The organism is Leptospira meyeri (genome assembly GCF_004368965.1).
GTDB classification, from domain to species: Bacteria; Spirochaetota; Leptospiria; order Leptospirales; family Leptospiraceae; genus Leptospira_A; species Leptospira_A meyeri.
Map to the genome: position 1 here is coordinate 1 of NZ_SORO01000005.1, position 18407 is coordinate 18407.

An 18407-nucleotide genomic window follows, 5' to 3' on the forward strand; every position below is an offset into this window, starting at 1 on the left:
AAAGGACTTATCAAACCAAAGAAGAAACGACCGAGAGTTCCACAATCTCTCTTTCCATTTTCTGATGTTGTTGCTCCTAATGATGTTTGGTGTGTTGACTTTAAAGGCCATTTTACCGTAGGAAACGGGCATCGTTGTGATCCATTGACGATAACCGATGCTCATAGTCGTTATCTACTTGCCTGCGAAATCTTAAGCAAAACGAATGTCGAGCAAACAAAAGCCGTCTTTGAAAGGGTTTTTATAGAATATGGACTTCCAGTTGCTATTAAGTCGGACAATGGTGCGCCATTTGCAAGTAAGGCGATTGGTGGCCTCACAAGTCTTTCTATTTGGTGGTTGAAACTAGGGATTCGACCGGAACGGATCCAACCTGGGAAACCATCTCAGAATGGACGTCATGAACGGATGCATCGAACTCTTAAAGAAGAAACTGCTTTGCCACCAAGGTCAAGCCTTGAAGCTCAACAAATTTCCTTTGATAACTTTCGATATGAGTTCAATTATGTTCGACCTCATGAAGCATTAGGGTTTCTAACTCCAGCTAAAGAATACAAAAGGTCCATTCGCGAGTTTCCCAAAAAGATCTTAGAGGTTGCATATCCAACTCATATCGTTACTGATAAAGTTCACGAAAGTGGATTTGCGCAGTACGGGCCCCATCGAGTCTTCTTTGGAAATCCCTTCATTGGAGAGGTAGTTGGATTTGAAGAGATCTCAGACAGACATTGTCGCCTTTATTTTGCGAACGCAATTCTTGGAATTTTAGATTTGTATACGAGTAAAGTGTTGAAATACCAGAAGCTTTTGTATAGAATTGATGAATCAGAGTGTAACCCATGTGAGTAATCTAATGTGTTACCGATGTGCCTTTCTATACATCAAATAGCGTTTGTTATGCGACATAATATATATTATAGGAAGTTGCATATCACCTGGCATTTTATTTAATATCCGTTATTCTAATAATGAAAACCACTTCCGAACGAATCAAAACGATTCCAAAGTCTTTGAAACTCATTCGACCAGTTTATGGTTCATATAGACTAAATTTTAGCTGAAACAATTAAGGTTGCTTATGAATTCTTACTTAGTTTACATTAGGGTATTTCGGACATAAGATGTCCCCCTTTCTACCAACCTAGCTTCTTCGCTCGCTTTTGTATCATTTCAACATACTTCTTCGTACCAAATTTCCAAAATGGATACAGTTTTACTTTTTCAACAAGCAAAGGTAACTTTGACTGGATTTGTAAGAGAGTTCTATCAACCACTAGTTCTGAAAGATGGATCGACTTCCCAAAAGTTTTAATATCTGCTAGATTGATTTTATTTTTCTTACCATTCAATGTGAGAGCTAAATCTTCATTGTCTTCGGGAAAAAATAATTTTACTGCCAACAAATCATAGGCTGGTGCTAACTTGATTCTACCTTCAATATCAGTTTGGATGGAAAAGTTCTTCAAATGCATATCCGAATTGCCTGTAAGAAATGAGAATACGATCATTTCGAAGAATCGAACTAAATCAATTCCTGGAGAAGTTGTGTTCTGTTTGATCCACCGGCCAATCGATTCATAAGATCCTTTGTATTTATCTTCAGTTAATCTTTCGGTTAATTGGCAAAAATCTTCTTGAGCAATTTTTATATTCTTCTCACGGTCGAATCGTTTGGTGATATAAGCCAGTTCTCCTGATTTTAATCGAATCAAGGAAGATGTTGCTACGGGAAAAGAGAATTCTTTTGCAAGTAACATGGTAAGATGTTCATTTTCTGGAAGATTCGTAAACTCTTCTGAGGGAGGTTTTAGAATGAAATCTCCTTTCATTCCGAGGATAGTGAGTCTTGTTGATTTAGGATTAGAGGTATCGAGATCAAGAGATATTTTTGATTGAGCTCCAGTAACTGTCATCCTTGATTCAATGTTTTGTTTTGCCAACTCACGAATAGACTTAATATCGATATCAATTTCTGGAATTTTATTTTTCCCAAACAAAAGTTTGCTGCAATGAGAATGATAGTCATCTTCACTCTGTTTCGCACATAGGAGGCAAAATTTCATTTTCTTTCCCCTATTACACTGACTGCACCAATACAATCTTCACATACTGTCAGTAGGATACCAAACCGATCTTTTTTATTAAGTTTCCAAATGTTTTGTGTGAGGTTAAGCAACCAACCTTCAGGGATTAAACCATCAAAAAATGGAAAAAGAGTTTTTGATTGGTATGGTTCTTTTTGTTTTGGCAAAGTAAAACTAATCGCAGGATAGGCTTCATTATTTAGGAAACTTTCGTTGTATTGGAATACATAGCCATTTTCATTCTCGAATATCTCTCCTGCAAAAATATCTCTGTAGAAAACGTTTCCCTTACGATTCATATTCGCTACCTTTTGATTTTGGTTTTGGAACCAGTTTCGCACCGAAGGCTTCTAATACCTGATTCACTTTGTCCATTCTTAGTGATGGCTTTCCTTGTTCTAATTCTCTAATAAATCGTAAGCCAACGCCTGTCATGCGAGCTAGATCTTCCTGAGTTAATGAATTCTTTTTTCGTTCCTTTTTGACAAAATCAGATAAATGATCTAGTTCCATATATGTACCTTATCGGGTATAAAAATTAAGAAGTAAAGCAAAATAGTCCCGATCGGGTATATTCCATATTGCCAACGGATGATTATACCCTAAAGGGTACAATAAGGAGAATTATAAAAAAAACCGAAGCAATTTTACATTTTTTTCATAAAAATTCGAAAAATCGCAAAATGAGTTCTCCGATATTCGAAAACTTTATAAAATCTAGGTAAGAAATTGAAGGAGAATAGATATGATAAATCTATTAGAAACAAAAGAAGAGAGTATTCTGACTCAAGAGCAAATTCAAAGTGCTGTGATGATTATCCAGGCATTGCATAAAAGAAAAGATAGCTTTCAGATCCTTTTCCCTGAACTATCAGCCGAAAAACAGAATGCTCTACACTTTATAAGTGAAGGGAAAAGCTATCGTGAGGCAGCATTGATAATAAAAAGGAATCATACGATCATTACCCAATGGTCCAAGAATGATCCAAAATTCAAAAAGGCACTTGATAAAGTTAAAATGGAGATCCAAAAATCCATTCGCATTCACGAGATGCTACGCCAAGCAGGAAATGAAGAGAAGATCTCCACTTCACAAAATAATGAAGATTCGAGGATCCAAGTCATTCAATAGACTCACTCTTTTCAGATTCCCTGATTCCTTTTCAGGAGATCTATTGTAGTTGCAGCAATTGCAGCACATAATATGCGTTATCGTAAGTGGGGGTTTCTCCGAGTATATACTCGGAAGAACCCCGGAAATAAAAAAATCCATCTGACAGAATCCAATACTAAATGCATCAAATGCAGCAGCATGGAATCAAATTACATAAGTTTATTATAATAATATCAATTACCACATTTTTAAGACCCCATTTTCTGAACTTAAAAATATGAGATTCTTAAAAAATTTTTCGTACAGCAAGAGTAAAAAAAATTCAATAAATATGCGATATCGGTTCTCCGATATTCGATTTCTTTATAGAATTTAGTCAAGGTGATCACTTGGCGACCTAAAAGACCTCCTTTTGAAAACCCCAGAAAGTGCGATGATTTATAATCCTACGGGAGCTTTTGTCGGACTTTCGAAATTTTAAAAGCAGGAGGGCCGTATATGGTCGAGCTATGTCTACAAGAATTAGCGGAAGAAAGGTTTAAGAGGAACAGGATAGGCAATATCTGTGAAGTGAGATGGAATAAACTTCGGAGACAGTACGGAAAAGAATCAATGAACATAAGACATGTAAAACGAATCACGAACAGAGTCACTTGGAATTGTCTTAAGAAATACAATAAGAAAAATCATGAGGTATATAGCAAGATTGGATACATGGGATATGCATTCACAGTAAAGAGAGGTGATAAAGAAGCTGATATGAAGGAATTAAAAGTGGCTCTCGATAGAACCTTATATTATATGAATTCAAAAATCTACAGAAATAGAATGCAAGGATTAGAAATACCAATCATGACCTTTGAAGGCAATGGAATCGATGGGCAATACAATCCTCACCTCCATGGTTATGTTTTAATCCCGAAAGGAGAAGTGAGAAACTTTAAAAGGAAACTAAGAGAAGAATTAGCAAAATCATTGTTCAATCGGCCTAAAGAAAATGGTCCTAGAAGGAAGCCAAATAAGCTTTGGATGCAGAAAATAAAAGGAGATGGTGTTGCATACTTTGGATACTGCGGACGAGAAGAATCACCTGAACATGGCCAAGAACTGGATAAACTTGATTGGGATTTGTCTTCCTTTGGATTTGTATCAGAACCTGACCACAAAAGGAGCAAACGCCTCATGAAGAGGATTTATCGCAGATTCCCTGAAACAGAACTCAACTCTGAATTATTCCATCGCGTCATTTGCATGTTGCACTGGATCCATAAACGAAAGTCTATGCCTTATTATTTAAGAACGTTTATTCCTCCTTTTGAAACATTCAGTTTCCCTAAGGAACAAAAGAAAAAAAAGAAAAGTTCTAACCCTTACCAAACGAAAGAACCGATTCTCAGTAGCATTCCAGTTTCAGACAGGAATTCCCATGATCAAATCGTTTGGAACCAATGCAGCACCACTAGAAATTCAATCCCTGTGAACTGAATCTCTTTGCTGTATTTGGTGTAAAAATTCGACAAATTCGAAAAATTCGACAGTAAAGGAGTCGGTTTTGTCGAAATTTAGAGATGGATTTTACTTCCTAATCGAGATTAGGTGCTGAAAATGCTGACGATTCTAAATCAGAAGTGATTAAAATCCAATCGACTTTATATTCGTGTTTGATTTGAAAGACACTTCTGACTGAAGACTTGTAATCACTTCCTCCGTTGAAATTTCGTTTGGTCCTCGAAATCGAAATCGGTTCCAGACAGCGCGTATATCGCCCACAGTGAGTTCAGGTATGTCTTTAATCGTTTCTTTCTCTAGAAAGGTAAATGTTTCTTTGAGTAGTGGGAAGTATTTCATTACAATCAAAACTTTATCTTCTCTCCTTAATGGTTTGAATTCCCCTTTCCATGCAAATCTTCGCATAGCCGCTGGATCAAAGTCTTTCACAAAGTTAGTTGATGCGATAAAGATTCCTTTGAAGGTTTCCATCCAGGTAAGAAACTCATTGGTTTGTGAAATTTCCCAGGAACGACTTGCGAGGTCTCGACTTCTAAAAAAACTATCTGCTTCATCCAAAAAGAAAATGGATTTTTTCATTTCCGCTTGTTGGAACGCACGTGCGATGAGTTTCTCTGTGACGCCAACATAAGGACTTTGTAAATCGGATCCACGTTTCTGAATTAACTCAAGATCGTGTTTCTTTGCTAAATACCTAACATATTCCGTTTTTCCAGTTCCTGGTTTGCCATAAAACAATAAGCATAAGGAACCCAAGTTTGATTCTTCTGAATCGTCCCATTTGTTTTGAAACTCTTCTATTAACTTCTCTAAATCCATTAGATTTGCATCTACATGTAGGATTGTAGGATCATAAGGAGTAGCAGACAAAAGTGGTTTTTGAATCTTACCTTTTGTTAAATGTGTGTGTTTGTTCATCACATCTTTAATCACAGAAAGGAAATGATCATTTGATGACTGACTGCAAATCTTTTTGGCCGCTTTGACAACGGTGGAAATCCCTCCTACTCCCGCAGGATAGGTATGTGCAAGACTTTCAATTTGTTCTAAAGACAATCTGTTTTTAACCTTTTCGATCTCCAAAATTCGATTCCAATAATACAACCTTTGTTTCGGTTCAGCAGGAAAGAATTCGATGCTATAGTCAAATCGACGAAGAACCGATTCATGGATGGTGTCAGATTCATTGGTGATGATGATGAGTTTCCCATTCATTTGGTCTAAAAATTCATTCATCCAAATTTTTTTCTCAGGAACCTTTTCGTTATGGTAGTTGTTACCTCCTCCTCCTTCATTCAGAATGTCATCGGCTTCATCAAATAATAAAACACTTTTGGATTCTTTAGAGAGTGTGGTTCCAACAATCAGGGCAGTTCTTTTTTCTTCGATATCTTCTGCTTTGTGATTGTTGATTTTATAAAGATTTCGTTTCACTTCAGAAACTAAACTCTTTGCAAATTCCGTTTTTCCAGCTCCGGGGGAACCATAAAATAAGATCTTACAAGGCCCTTCATCTTGTAACAAGGATACCAAACGAGATACATCCTTCTTAGAGAAAATAAAGGAAGAAATTGGATGGGTTTCTTCATTGATTCGATTTAAATAATTCAATCCGTATGTTTCTTGTGAATCATCTGTTAGAAAATGAAAAAAAGAATCCCTAATCTCCACCGGGTCATCTTTTTCATGTGAACGAGATATAACTCCAAACTTGATTAATTTTGTTTCCGCATGGATCATTTGAACGTATTCAGAGCGACCAAGTCCAGTTACCCTTTTTGCAATTAATTGTAAAATATTGGAATTTAAAGAACGGCTAATCCAATCATCAAAACTAGAAAACTCCATTCGAATGAATAAGAATAAAATGAATTCTATATAATTTTCTGAGATCCCAAGTATTTGGAAGGTATTTTGAATCTTTCGATACAATTTGGAATCGTATAAATGGAAATCCGATTTGATTCGTATGCTTTCTAATTTTAATAAACGAAAGATCTGTTTTCTGCCATTCGGAAATCGTTTACAAAAAGTATTGGTATCATTTTCCAATTCTTCGGATAGATATTCTGTGCCTTGAGTGCAATGATAAGTTTCATCCCAATAACGAGATTTTCGACGTCTATAGTGGTCTTCATCCTCGTTATTCATTGCTTTCAATTTTTTTTCATCTGGTTTGAAGACGGTATCAACAAGAGCCTTCTTTGCATGTAAGTCATACATGTCAAAAAGTGGTTCCGTTCTATTTTTACCAAAGGAATCAAAATTACTGATTATTTTTATGATAAAGTGATGAAGTAATTGGATGTGTTCTTTTTCTGAAGAATCAAATAGAGATTCTTTTATCTTTCGTTTGGGCATTTTCCATCTCCTTTCTATAGGGAAAGGATACTGGTTTTGGGATTCGAATTCGGAATAAGTTCTTCCGAGAAGAAAAAGTTTTATTGAATCAAATTTGATTGAATCATTTGATTTGGAATTCAATCTAAGCTAGAGGATAACACTTTCACTTCCGGATAAACGAAAGCAGAAAGTTTTCCCCCGATGCCACAACCAGTATCGACAAAAATGTGATTCCCATACTTTCGAATTGTCTTTCCTGGAATATGTCCTTGTATGATGTATTTCTTTGTTACATGGTCCAGATTTTCTCTAAAACCAGAATACAATAAATCATTTTGAGATTGTTCCTTTAGATTTTTACGATCATCAATGCCTGCATGACTAAAGAATGCAGAGTGATTTTCATAAGAGAAAATGAGCTCATTTTGAATCCAATGGAGATGATCCATTCCGATCTGGAAGTGATTGAGAATTTTCATTTGCTTTCTATCATCTTTTCCATATCGATGATTGAAATTTAAGAATTCAAATTCATGATTCCCCATAAGAAAGGTTGTGATTCGATTGAGGGAAAGAAAGGTATCCAATACTTCTGATAATTCTTGGCCATAGTCAAAATAATCTCCGAGAAAAATCAATCTATGTGTGGGGTATGCCTCCGCTTGCCTAAGTATCTCATGTAAGGATTTTGCAGAAGCGTGTATGTCCCCAATGGCAATCCAGTTTTCATTGATATCGTTTGTTTCATTCGGGAAGAGTGAAATTGGTAACCTCCCTTAACGTTCCATAATTCAGAAATGAAATCTTTCCCTTTCGATAAGCCCATAAAACCTTTCTATCTTGTATCTCATTGGGAATTTTCATCGAACTACGATCCAAAAGTTCGTAGGCATTACTTTTTCCGTTAAAGATTACATCGTTTTCTTGATGAGATTTGTGAAATGATACATTCGTCCACTTAAGTGAATTGCATTGATCGAATGAGCTCGTATCAGTACTCATAGGAAGAATCAGGCGAGAGAATTCCTTTTCTTGGTCCGAAAACCATTTTCCATTCCATTTGACAGCACCCAAAAAACCAGAACTTGTGATTATATTTTTCATCATTAACACCTTCCTATTTTAATTTTCATGCATCATATATAGTTTTCGTTCCAAAACTCGTTCGATTTCGCGAATGATTGATTTTTGGACAACTCTTTGAATCTCGAACAATTTACCTTCAAAGACAGGATTCAATTTTTCATATAGATTCCTTGTCAGTTCGTTTCTTTTTATCGTATCGAGTACTACCGAAACGGTTTGAGGATCTTCTTTCTTCAGAAGATGAATCACACCTTCGATGGGAAAGTAATTTAATTGAAGGAAACTTGGATAGAGTTCCTCTTCCGTTTTGATTCGAATCGGTATTTCATGGAAACGATTGCTAATCGATTCTGATAGTGAAGATCGAATAAAGCGAAAAGCTTTAGCTCGGCCACCAATACACCGAGTTCGATTGCTATCCTCGATGGTTTGGAGATTTTTAAGCTCATTTGAATCTAGTTCGATGAGAATGCCATCATACCATACTTGTAAAAATTCAATGATTGATCGTTCGGGCCGGCCGTTCAAAGCGATGATCTTTTCTTCTTCAGTAAACTCTTCAAATAATAGAAATAGTTTTTGATCAAAGTCTGTAGTGGGATGCAAAACTTTTTCTTTAAAGAGTTCATCGAATAACTTCAATTTAACATTCATTTGTGATTTTCACTCCAAATTTATTTCCAATGGTCACTACCTCTCCCTCAAACTTTGGGATTCCATTCACGAGAATCAAAACAGGTTCAATGTATTCGGTATCTAACTCTAATACCGTGTCAATAGAGGCAGATTCAAGGGTTGATAGAGGAATTTTTCCTCTTCCTAAAACAACTGTTACATCTAATTCTACATCACTAAATTTTGCCATTCCCGCCCCTCCAATGAAATTTTCTTAAAAAAGTTTGAGAAAAAATAAATATACAATGACCTAGAAACAGATCACTAGAACCTACCTTCCATTTGATAACGAGAGGAAAAATCATGCAGATTTCGTTTTCTGGAAACAACTGCAACGATTCACGTGTTTCCGGTTCAATTGTATCGATCCTTGGTTTGAGATTAGGATGATACATTGAAAAACCATTGATGATTGGTTTCATAAAACAATCCATGATCAAATCGAATAGGATTCCAATCTCAATATTTGTGATTTGGTTTTCCTTCCGATTGATTCTATGTTTTGCATTTGCCAAAGAACCTCCAAGTACTCCATATAAAAGAGGAGTGATGGATGTTTCATCCCAGAGCATCGCAAACGTTTCCTCTTTTCTTTCTAACCTTGCGGACCAAAATAGGAATTGTAACTTTGTAGAATCTGGTAGATCGCCAAAGGTAAGAATTTTTGGTGGTTCTGACATTTCGATGGAAACAGGAAAGGATGTGACTCTTTGCATGTTTCTTTCCATTGCGACTAGTATTGCATCAAATGCACTTTTGATGATTTCTATCTCTTCTCGTAACAATCGGAGTGGTTTCTTCCAATTGTAAACAATTGGTCCCAACTGATTTGTGTTTTGGTGCATAGCTTACCTCCTTTCTACTTCATTGTTATATCCTAAAGAACTGATTTTTTAAATCCATCGCCAGTATAACATCAATAGACTTTTGTCAACCATTTTTATATTCCTCTAAAAATATTTTTCGCAAATACTTGATGCGAGATTTAATCTGAATCTTCTGGAACCAACTTGCACCATACAGAAGGTAAATTCTCATAAGCGAAGCTTGAATTGAATGTTGATGATTATATGATTGAATGTATATCCTTGAAATCGAAGAGAACTTGGAAAAATCTAAGCGAATGAAGGCATCTCGGCCTCCATTCGATTGAAGTATGTTTATTCCTTTCTTGTGATTTGTAAATACCCGCTTGCTAAGATGAGTAGAGCAGATACCAAAATCACCAAGGCAACTTTATTGAATCCTGAATCAATGATCGTATAGACCAATGAAATGGTAGAAATCACTCCCACTGCGAGTACGATCAGAGATGCCGATAAGGATTGGCTATTGTTAGGATTGATTACATTCAAAATTGTCAACGGCGGAACAGCAAAGGCACCAAGTAAGGTAAGAGCCGATAAGATTAAACCAGTGCTAATACTTGCCGTTTGGTTGAACATAGATCCCATTGCAAAACCAAATAAGACAATTGCCGATGTTGGTAAAATGATGACGGATCCAAAAATACCGCCATATAGTTTCAATGCTTTCATTCAAATTCCTCTTTAAATTTCTAGATTTGTTTTCATGTTGGAATCTTTTCCAACATTTGAACAGCATTGAATCTAACACGATCAAGATGGTTTGTTCGGAAATTCTTTTTCCGATGATACAGAACGAAGATATTTCTAGACTGACAGTTTAGACTAGCCCAAGTTCCTTACAAAATTTAATAAAGGGAATGACTCTTCCACTTGCACTTGAACCAAAATCATTCTTCCCAAGGTGCACTTGATAAAACTCTGGAATTTTAGTTCTTGCTCTGAAATATTCAATATGCCGACTTAAAATTTTATCACCTGTTTTGCATTCTACTGCAAAGATTGGAACCTTGTTTTTTAGAACGACAAAATCAATTTCCCTTCCATCTGTATCTCGTAAATATCTGACCTCCATAGGGAAGCCTTGAGTGTCCGTAATGAAATGGCAATACTTGAGTAAATGGCTTGCGACGAGATTTTCAAAGCGAAACCCGTTTTCTTCCACTTGGGACCAATCCCACATATATAACTTTTTCAACTTTTTCACTGCCCTAATTTTCGGAGTTCCATACGGAGCTATCGTAAAACAATAATAAAGTGAAGAAAGAGCCTCCACCCATCTTTCTACCGTAGGTTGAGAAACAGACAAATCCTCCGCTAAGCTTTTCAAGGAAAGTGGAGATCCAACTCTTGTTGGTAAAATTTCAGAGAGTAACAAAAGTGAAGAGATATCTTTTATATTTTCTAAATCGCGAATATCTTCAGAAGCGACCTTAACCATACGGTCATTCTGCCAAATCCGATGTTCGTTTTCATTTTGCAAAAATAAGGGCTTTGGAAATCCTCCAAACTTCATAAGCAAATCTAAGTCGGATTGATTTGGATTTTTACTCATCTCCGTGACAGAAAATGGATGTAATCGAAAATAACGATATCTTCCGAGAAGCGAGTCACCGCCTTTTCGAAATGTATCAAGTCTTGCTGAGCCTGTTACTATAAATCGATTTTCCTCAAAATGCTTATCATATAAGCCTTTTATCAGATTTCGCCATTTGCTATATTTGTGGATTTCGTCTAAAACAATTGTTTTGCTCTGACTTAAAGGAAGTTGGTCTTTCAAAATCAAAACCTTATCGCTGTTTCGATCCCAATTCAAATAACCGGGATTTTTAATGGAAGGTGGTTTCAAGAATTGTAGCGCAAGCGTTGTTTTCCCAACTTGCCTAGGACCTCCAATAAACAACATTTTTCGATTTAATATGTCCTGTAAATGGGGGTGCAGGTACCTGAGTTTTTTCATATTAACTTTAAACTACTCATGAGTGTTTTAAAGTCAATATTAAACTACTCATTTTTATCTACCCTACCTCTTCACTCCCTCCAATGAAAACGGATTTAGAAATTGCCGTTTCCAAAGTAGGTTTCGATCGACTTGGCTTAACTCTGCTTCTTCACAAACCGATTTCCATTTTTTTTCAATCGTTTGAATTTGGTGTTTTACTATCTCAGTCGCTTTTTGTTTCGAAAGAAGGAACTGATTTCTCGCTTGTAAACAGACTTGGATTTGGCTCCTTCTATCTTCGCCAGTGATGAGCATGGCCTGCGTTGCTTCGTTACCCGATCTTGCCTGAGGGCAAATATCGTAGGCTGGTGTCAAACTGAGTGAATTGCCATTCCAAAAGGCAGCATGGTTTCTTGCATGGTCATCTGTATTCCCGGAAAGAATATTGAAGACCAATCTTTTGTAAAGTTCTTCCAATGTTTCCTTGGGAGAAACAAATCGGTGCCGGATAATTTCACATAGTGTTTCATAACTGGCATAACGCGCTAACATCTCATCGAGTCCCAAAAGCGTGAGAGCCGATACAATTCGTTTCCTCGTCCATCCATCTTTCTTTCGGATGCGATCAAATCGTTTGATGAGAAGAACATCCTTTTTGGCCGCTTTTGTAAGTTTGACATCGGCGACATCGATTCCAACTAGCTTAGCCAAGCGCATAGAAATGTATTCAGCTTTCACAACATGATAGTAGTCAGCGGTGGATGCAAACTTAGCCACATACTTAGTTTCTTTTTCTTCTACCAATGCTTTGGGTCTCGCACCACCGATGGATGTTCCATGGAGGAGTGCAAAGTCTAACTCCTGATTCAAAGGGATTCCCTTTTCTACTTTTTCTGATGAATCTAACAGTTCTTCTAAGGAAATATTTGTAGATTTTCTTGGCACGTATTGTGTCGGTGATTCTTGAAAGTCAAGTGCCCCTATTCGATCGGATCCTGATTCTAAAAGATATAACAACTCACTTAGGTCACCCGTGTCTTTGTCTTTCGCCTTTGAACCAGAAACTTTGTTTAGGATCACTCGCCTTCCCCATGCATCTGGAGATGCATCTCGAATGGCATTTGGCATCTTAAGATTGTTTAATAAGGGAAGTCTACCTTCTATGAGTGGTAATTCTGCTTCATAGATTGAATAAAGATTTGCATTGTCTTTTGCTTTCTCTAAATAACTTCTACCATAATTGAAATAGTAATAACCATTTTCTTCTTCGATCCTTCCACAAACAATGGGCTCCACTTTCCCATCCAACCAAATCCAAACATAAGCTTCTTTAGAAGTCATCTTTTACCTTCTTCGTTTTGGTTCGAATGCGTTTTGGCATCAATGTCAATTTGTCTGACGCAGTTTGAATGGATTGAGATAATGTTGGACTCTCACTTGCAAAGAGTGGTATTCCAAGGATGACGGCCGCTTCCAAGGCCAATCCAATTGCCACTGTCATATCCCCTGCTTCTATTTTTTGTAACGTAGTCCGAGAGATTCCAATGCGTTCAGCAAGTGTTTGTTCCGACCAGGCCTTTTCTTTCCGTGCCAGTTGGATTTCCTTTCCGAGAAATGCACCGGCTTCTTTTGCCAATCGAGAATAGGTTCTTGTGATCTTCATGATGCATTCAATTCCGTATTATTGACCATTTTAATACTCATTAAAGATGATTACGACCATTTTATTGGTCATTTTTATAACATATTTCAGATTTTTCAATTTCTACAAAGAAACTATCAGCTGAAACTTTCTGAAAATATGAAACTCCCTCACCCATCTCCAACAACCACTGTGGTAATCGAATTCACAATCCTTGCCAAGTGCTTCGAAGTTGGGACCTCTCCTTCAAATAATACTCGTTCCACGGCCTTTCTCGTAGCTTCCGGAAATTTGTTTAACATCCCCGTGTACAAATCCTTTGTACCAATCTTTGAATTCTTCTGTAGAGGAGTTGTTGTTTCATCCAAGGCTGGAAGGGAAAAAACCATTGCGCTGGCTTGTGAATGGACAATCGTCTCTTCTATTAGCTTCGTACTGTCATCCAAAGCAGACCCCAGAGATAAGAAGCGTCTTCGGCCGTCAAACCCTGTTTGAACGACAAAACCTCGTTTTTTCAGTCTGGAGATCATACGCGAAACTGTATCTGGCTTCAAACCCAGAAGGTTCGCAAAATGTTCGTTTGATGCAAAACACTTTCCACTCGAAGTAAAACTTTCAATTTCAGAAAGAATCACCTTCTCAGCAATGGAAAGGTCCCTCCTACTCTCTATTCGAGCAGGGATCCAAATTCCTTGTCTCATATTGTCCCTTCGGTTTGCCTAGACACGCCTTCGGCCAAACCATTTAACTTTCTTTTTGTGGCGGGGGATCAAGTTAGGTGAAGTGATCCGAGGTCTTTGCCTACCTCATCCGACAAATGCCTATTACCGGACAGTAAAACCTAAATCCAAACGCAGGATTTTGTCAACCACAATGAGACATAATTTTAGAGATTTCGGGGGAAGGAGAAAGGTCCCCCAAGAGGGCAAACTCGAGGGGGAATCGCGTCTTTTTGGATCTTCACCTAAGACAATTCAAGGAAACAATGGAATGTGAAAAAGTACAAGAATTTTTTCTTGGTTACGAAATATTTTAGATTATTGATTTAATTGTTATCCACACTATCTTTTATGAATTTATCGAAATCAGGAACAGCATCGTCTAAATTGCTTTTTAAGACTGCCAATGAAGAAACTTCATTTTTATCTTTCATAACCCATTTGGTCTTCTAAGTCGGCCTGTAATTTTCGTTTGTATTTGAGCTCGTATTTTTTCACAAGTTCACGAAAATCAGAAGTGCTAGCACCTTTCCAATTTTGCAAAGATAAGTAGTTTAAGTTTGGAAGATCTAAAATGCAATCAAGTTCCTTTTTTCCATCTTTCGCTTTTAAAACACTTAAAAGACGAATGCTTGAAAAATTGCGTAAAGTATCACAAAAAGTAAACTCACTGTTAAACTGAATTTCATACAAACCTAAGTTAGTAATTCCAGTCTCAAAAGACCTACAAAAAAATAAATCTTGAACTAATTTTCTACTTTGGAATAGCAAACTCTTCTTGATCTGATTAGCTTATTTAAAATATGAACAAATCAATTTTAAGTCAACTTTATTGCTTGATATAGCCACTTCCTCTAAATTCGACCAATCGCACTGGCGTATATTTCTAAAGAATAAATCATCAAATTCTTCGCTATGTATGCCAAGAGATTTAATCTTAAATTTAACGCAAACATCACTTATAGAAAAATTTTTTACGTTACTTGATTTGTGAACTACCAGAGTAACTAAGTCACTATCTGGTTTGTCTGGTGTAAGCCTAATTTTTCTAGTAACTAATTCGTCATTCACATCAGCCTTTGAGGAGTTACTAATCTTGGAAGATTGACATGAGAACCAGAACAAACTAAAAATCAAAATTAATTTCACGGGTAACTTTCTCTTCATTTTATATAATCAAATCGTCTTGGAAGTTGATCTCGATATACATATGTAGTTCTATTACTACCTAGTCCAGTTTTCAATGGATTCTCGAGATCAAATAAAGTTCCATTCATCTTCGAATTGCCAGTATCCACGAATGTATTAGTAACTTTCCCATTAACATCAGGTGCATTGCGATGTAAACTTATGGTGTGTCCATTCAAGTTTATATCTTCTTTCACTCGCAATGTAATCACCTAGGGTTTATCCTTTAATAATTTATCGCCCAGCTCCTGGTATACCCTCTCCCTTTCCATGCGCATGTCTACATTGGTATCATTTTGGGCGAATGTCAATTCAGGCCTTTTAAATTTACCCAATCCGTGAGAATAATAATTAACAACTGCTTCGGTATTCACTGTCATATCACTTTTATTGATAAGATTGTTTTTAGCACAATCCTTTATGAATTGGTCAAAGTCAGGAACCGCATCTCCTAGATTTGCTTTCAATAAGGACCAATTGGAAAATGCCACGCACCAACGATCTCTGATAAATCCAGGATCACTTGGTGAATTGGTATCATTCACAAATCCAAATGGAAGCTCAAAAGCTTTTGTTGAATCTTTGCTTTGGTACGCTTCCGATCCGGCCAAATTTTTTGAATATCCAACTAAGGGTATCCATTACTCCTCAGCTCCAAAAAATCAATCTCTCTAGATACCGGCCCACAAAACAAAAAATTGAATGTAGAAAATACAATATTAGCATCTAACAGATGAGCCATGGATAAAGATCTACCTCTCTCTTTTACTTTTGAAATTGTTATCTCATGTATCCCTTTATTTGAAATTTGAATAGTAGGACACACAAATTTGTTTCGCTCAAGGTATTCACAAGTATCCTTCGAGTATAGATCGGACGGATGGTTTGGATCATAGACTTCTTTGAATCGAAAGCCGTGATAAATTGTTACTTCACTTTTCCGGCAGTCAAAATATGACATTTCACTGTATCTGAGTTTCGAAATGGCAAAATACTCACCAATGTTTAAGGGAACCGCAAAGGAAGGATTGATAGGACGAAGGTTCGCAACTTGCTTGATATGATCCTCTCCCGAACAGTTGTTATCCCCATGGCATTCCGTTATATCTTTGAAAATTTTTGTTTGGATCACCACGACTCCTTCATTGAGGTTATTATTGAAACGAAGATAGCCGTAGTCGGAACTGTTTAAAACTTCAACTTCATTCTCTTTGTTCGGTGGAGAGGAACATAGGAGGAATGATAAAGATAATAGGAGTAAAGGGATTAAATTGCCTTTGTATATGTTTACCATTAAAAACATTCCTTTAGTTTTTGTCGTTCTTCATCTCTTCGCTTGCATGTTTTAAAACTTCGCTAATCGTTTCAATGCTTTCTGAATCAATTTCAATTGGACATTTTTTTAATACACCTAACGAAAATATATATTCCCGATATCCTAATGCTTCCATAAAACCTGTGTTTTTTGGATAGATGAAACAGATTTCTACTTTCTTAAAATCTCGGGAAAGTACCTTGTTGATCTCTGAAAGCCTTTCTTTCAATATAAATAGTTTTAAAAATGCTTCCGAAAGTTTCCTTGCACCTCCGATATGAAATTTATTTCCATTATTTGACTTAAAACCAGAAACAGTAATTTCACCTAAAATTAAAGTCCCTCCTTTTTCACCGATCACATCGGGCTTTGTTCCCAAAAGTTCTCGAGTATTCAGGGATGTAATTCCATATTCTTTCAGAAAACGTTCACGCAATACTTGTTCAATTTTAATAAGTCTGGTCGTGTTGCCCATATATTTCTCGTTTGTTCCAAAATCAATTCTAAGCTAAGAAACGGGGATCATGATCGTCAAAATTTTTAATATTTATTTTCTAATGCAAGCTTCTTTAGAAAATCATTTATAGTATTACGAAACTTCATCCCCCCTAACCCTTCTTCCGATACTCCGACACATAAGGAACATCTATTCCAAATCGAATCTTCAAACACAACAGTAGATCCATTAAGTGAGCATCAAGCACAGATCGGTAGTGATCCTTGCGATAGCCACCAAACAAGCTTATGGTCGTCGGAAATTTCTTCAGGTCCTTATCATAAGGAACCAGTTTTTGATACATCCATTGTTTGAGATGCAACCACTCTTCTATCGACAAACTCCCACCTAAATCATCATCAATGAGTGAATCAGCACCCGAACAAAATACAATATAATGGATTTTATTTTTGTCTATGTCTTCCATTACAGATTCAAATTGTTGTTTTGCATCTCTTAGATAGGAATCATGCCTTCCGCCTGGATTGATATTATAAGGAATTGCCTGGATGACATCGAGAACAAACGATTTTGAATCTTCAATGGAATTTCCGAAATGTCCGTCTAAATCAATGTATACCCCTTTCAAATCTAACTCTCGATACAATTTAACTGAAGCAATCACTTGTCCTGAAAAGGTACAAAATGCACTCCCTGATTTTGGCTTTGCATGATGAAAACCAGATGTAGGACTGAATGTTACCCAATCCATAAGAAAACTATCTCGGATCGCATGGTATAAAGAAGCATTCGTATAACACACGGAACTTGCCAATTCTATACTCCATTCAAATCCATTGGAAGATGCCAATGGCTGTGTACCATGAAAAAATGCATCCACATAGGATTTGTGATGCGCGATGAGAAATTCCTCTATGGAGAACGGGGACCAATCATCTTTGATGGGAAAGTAATTTGCATAGCCTAACTCTTGGATTAGATCCATGAACATCTTTGGTTTTTGGGGACTCATGGAATAACCAATGCATTCGTTAGGTGACATTTCTTTGTGATAATAGGTTTGAATCATGTAGAAACTCTATCAAGAGGAGCTCATGGCTTTCGGAGATTTTGTTTCCGTTCTTGAATCATTTCGAAGCCTTCAGAAAGAAAATCAATAGCTCAGAAAACTAGAGCTTTCGTCCAAATTGTCCTATTTTTTACCACAAGACCCCTGACATTTTTGTCGCCCCACCTACGACATTTTTGTCGGGGGGGATACGACATTTTTGTCACCTGACCTACGACATTTTTGTCGCCCATAATATTAAAAAGGAATATAATAACTTAATATATAGTGCGCTTAAATTTGAAATTTTAGCTTTTGAAGGCCCAATCGGCGACTAGATCACTATTTTAAGATTCGAATAGGCTAGAAATTGATCCTAATGCGAAATTTAAGGGTTCTATGATGAACTTTTAGATCCT

General features: G+C 36.6%; 23 protein-coding genes. 3 read left to right on the plus strand and 20 right to left on the minus strand.

Translation table 11 applies throughout. The features are described from left to right. Positions 1-849, plus strand: an 849-nt coding sequence (locus tag CLV96_RS18860; RefSeq protein ID WP_134152074.1) for an integrase core domain-containing protein, incomplete at its 5' end; no start/stop codon positions are given. 284 nt (positions 850-1133) lie between these two features. Here CLV96_RS18860 and CLV96_RS18865 read toward each other — a convergent pair. From CLV96_RS18865 to CLV96_RS18875, 3 genes are read right to left on the minus strand one after another with little or no spacing between them, the layout of a single operon-like run. After that, positions 1134-2063, minus strand: a complete 930-nt coding sequence (locus CLV96_RS18865) for a HipA domain-containing protein (protein WP_004788135.1) — start codon at positions 2061-2063, stop codon at positions 1134-1136. Beyond that, positions 2060-2383 (minus strand): HipA N-terminal domain-containing protein, encoded by a 324-nt coding sequence (locus CLV96_RS18870; RefSeq protein WP_004787884.1) that lies wholly within the window; start codon positions 2381-2383, stop codon positions 2060-2062. The genes CLV96_RS18865 and CLV96_RS18870 overlap by 4 nt, the downstream gene beginning before the upstream one ends. Next, complete coding sequence (locus CLV96_RS18875) at positions 2373-2597, minus strand: helix-turn-helix transcriptional regulator (RefSeq protein ID WP_004787996.1); 225 nt, start codon at positions 2595-2597, stop codon at positions 2373-2375. Before CLV96_RS18875 ends, CLV96_RS18870 begins: the two co-directional genes overlap by 11 nt. 232 nt (positions 2598-2829) lie before the next feature. On the opposite strand from CLV96_RS18875, the gene CLV96_RS18880 reads away from it, so the two are divergent. Together CLV96_RS18880 and CLV96_RS18885 are read left to right on the plus strand one after the other, a co-directional pair. Next, positions 2830-3216: a hypothetical protein gene (locus CLV96_RS18880; protein ID WP_004788076.1), complete on the plus strand. Its 387-nt coding sequence runs from the start codon at positions 2830-2832 to the stop codon at positions 3214-3216. A gap of 594 nt (positions 3217-3810) precedes the next feature. After that, on the plus strand, positions 3811-4683 hold the full coding sequence (locus CLV96_RS18885) for a hypothetical protein (protein ID WP_243836551.1): 873 nt from the start codon (positions 3811-3813) through the stop codon (positions 4681-4683). A gap of 147 nt (positions 4684-4830) precedes the next feature. Here CLV96_RS18885 and CLV96_RS18890 read toward each other — a convergent pair whose 3' ends face one another. The 17 genes from CLV96_RS18890 to CLV96_RS18970 all read right to left on the minus strand — a co-directional run bounded on the left by CLV96_RS18890 (position 4831) and on the right by CLV96_RS18970 (position 18009). After that, positions 4831-7068, minus strand: a complete 2238-nt coding sequence (locus CLV96_RS18890) for an AAA family ATPase (protein ID WP_134152077.1) — start codon at positions 7066-7068, stop codon at positions 4831-4833. Positions 7069-7187: 119 nt separating this feature from the next. Then, positions 7188-7814 carry a metallophosphoesterase gene (locus CLV96_RS18895; protein WP_081581572.1) on the minus strand — a complete coding sequence of 209 codons (627 nt, stop codon included), beginning with the start codon at positions 7812-7814 and terminating at the stop codon, positions 7188-7190. Continuing rightward, positions 7795-8157, minus strand: a complete 363-nt coding sequence (locus CLV96_RS18900; RefSeq protein WP_004788248.1) for a hypothetical protein — start codon at positions 8155-8157, stop codon at positions 7795-7797. Before CLV96_RS18900 ends, CLV96_RS18895 begins: the two co-directional genes overlap by 20 nt. 15 nt (positions 8158-8172) lie before the next feature. Beyond that, the gene (locus CLV96_RS18905) at positions 8173-8790 is read right to left on the minus strand and encodes a hypothetical protein (protein WP_004788253.1); all 618 of its coding nucleotides are present in this window, start codon (positions 8788-8790) and stop codon (positions 8173-8175) included. After that, the gene (locus tag CLV96_RS18910) at positions 8780-9001 is read right to left on the minus strand and encodes a FliM/FliN family flagellar motor switch protein (RefSeq protein ID WP_004788203.1); all 222 of its coding nucleotides are present in this window, start codon (positions 8999-9001) and stop codon (positions 8780-8782) included. Before CLV96_RS18910 ends, CLV96_RS18905 begins: the two co-directional genes overlap by 11 nt. Then, positions 8988-9656, minus strand: coding sequence for a hypothetical protein (locus CLV96_RS18915; RefSeq protein WP_004788132.1), 669 nt, complete (start codon positions 9654-9656; stop codon positions 8988-8990). The genes CLV96_RS18910 and CLV96_RS18915 overlap by 14 nt, the downstream gene beginning before the upstream one ends. Before the next feature lie 315 nt (positions 9657-9971). After that, on the minus strand, positions 9972-10349 hold the full coding sequence (locus tag CLV96_RS18920; protein WP_004788015.1) for a hypothetical protein: 378 nt from the start codon (positions 10347-10349) through the stop codon (positions 9972-9974). Positions 10350-10497: 148 nt separating this feature from the next. Then, the gene (locus CLV96_RS18925) at positions 10498-11637 is read right to left on the minus strand and encodes an ATP-binding protein (protein ID WP_040917505.1); all 1140 of its coding nucleotides are present in this window, start codon (positions 11635-11637) and stop codon (positions 10498-10500) included. Between the two features lie 63 nt (positions 11638-11700). Further along, positions 11701-12960 (minus strand): type II toxin-antitoxin system HipA family toxin, encoded by a 1260-nt coding sequence (locus tag CLV96_RS18930; protein ID WP_004788036.1) that lies wholly within the window; start codon positions 12958-12960, stop codon positions 11701-11703. Further along, the gene (locus tag CLV96_RS18935; RefSeq protein WP_004788098.1) at positions 12950-13282 is read right to left on the minus strand and encodes a helix-turn-helix transcriptional regulator; all 333 of its coding nucleotides are present in this window, start codon (positions 13280-13282) and stop codon (positions 12950-12952) included. Before CLV96_RS18935 ends, CLV96_RS18930 begins: the two co-directional genes overlap by 11 nt. A gap of 149 nt (positions 13283-13431) precedes the next feature. Next, a complete protein-coding gene (locus tag CLV96_RS18940; RefSeq protein ID WP_004787904.1) occupies positions 13432-13962 on the minus strand; it encodes a helix-turn-helix domain-containing protein in 531 nt (176 codons plus the stop codon). 441 nt (positions 13963-14403) lie between these two features. Then, the gene (locus CLV96_RS18950) at positions 14404-14751 is read right to left on the minus strand and encodes a hypothetical protein (RefSeq protein ID WP_040917506.1); all 348 of its coding nucleotides are present in this window, start codon (positions 14749-14751) and stop codon (positions 14404-14406) included. Between the two features lie 21 nt (positions 14752-14772). Further along, positions 14773-15051, minus strand: coding sequence for a hypothetical protein (locus tag CLV96_RS19855; RefSeq protein ID WP_166669668.1), 279 nt, complete (start codon positions 15049-15051; stop codon positions 14773-14775). A gap of 329 nt (positions 15052-15380) precedes the next feature. Then, positions 15381-15779 carry a hypothetical protein gene (locus tag CLV96_RS18955; RefSeq protein ID WP_004787925.1) on the minus strand — a complete coding sequence of 133 codons (399 nt, stop codon included), beginning with the start codon at positions 15777-15779 and terminating at the stop codon, positions 15381-15383. A gap of 17 nt (positions 15780-15796) precedes the next feature. Continuing rightward, the gene (locus tag CLV96_RS18960) at positions 15797-16462 is read right to left on the minus strand and encodes a hypothetical protein (RefSeq protein WP_004788171.1); all 666 of its coding nucleotides are present in this window, start codon (positions 16460-16462) and stop codon (positions 15797-15799) included. A 13-nt stretch (positions 16463-16475) separates the two neighbouring features. After that, a complete protein-coding gene (locus CLV96_RS18965) occupies positions 16476-16958 on the minus strand; it encodes a hypothetical protein (RefSeq protein ID WP_004788223.1) in 483 nt (160 codons plus the stop codon). Between the two features lie 133 nt (positions 16959-17091). Continuing rightward, complete coding sequence (locus CLV96_RS18970; RefSeq protein WP_004787856.1) at positions 17092-18009, minus strand: arginase family protein; 918 nt, start codon at positions 18007-18009, stop codon at positions 17092-17094. Positions 18010-18407: the final 398 nt, after the last annotated feature.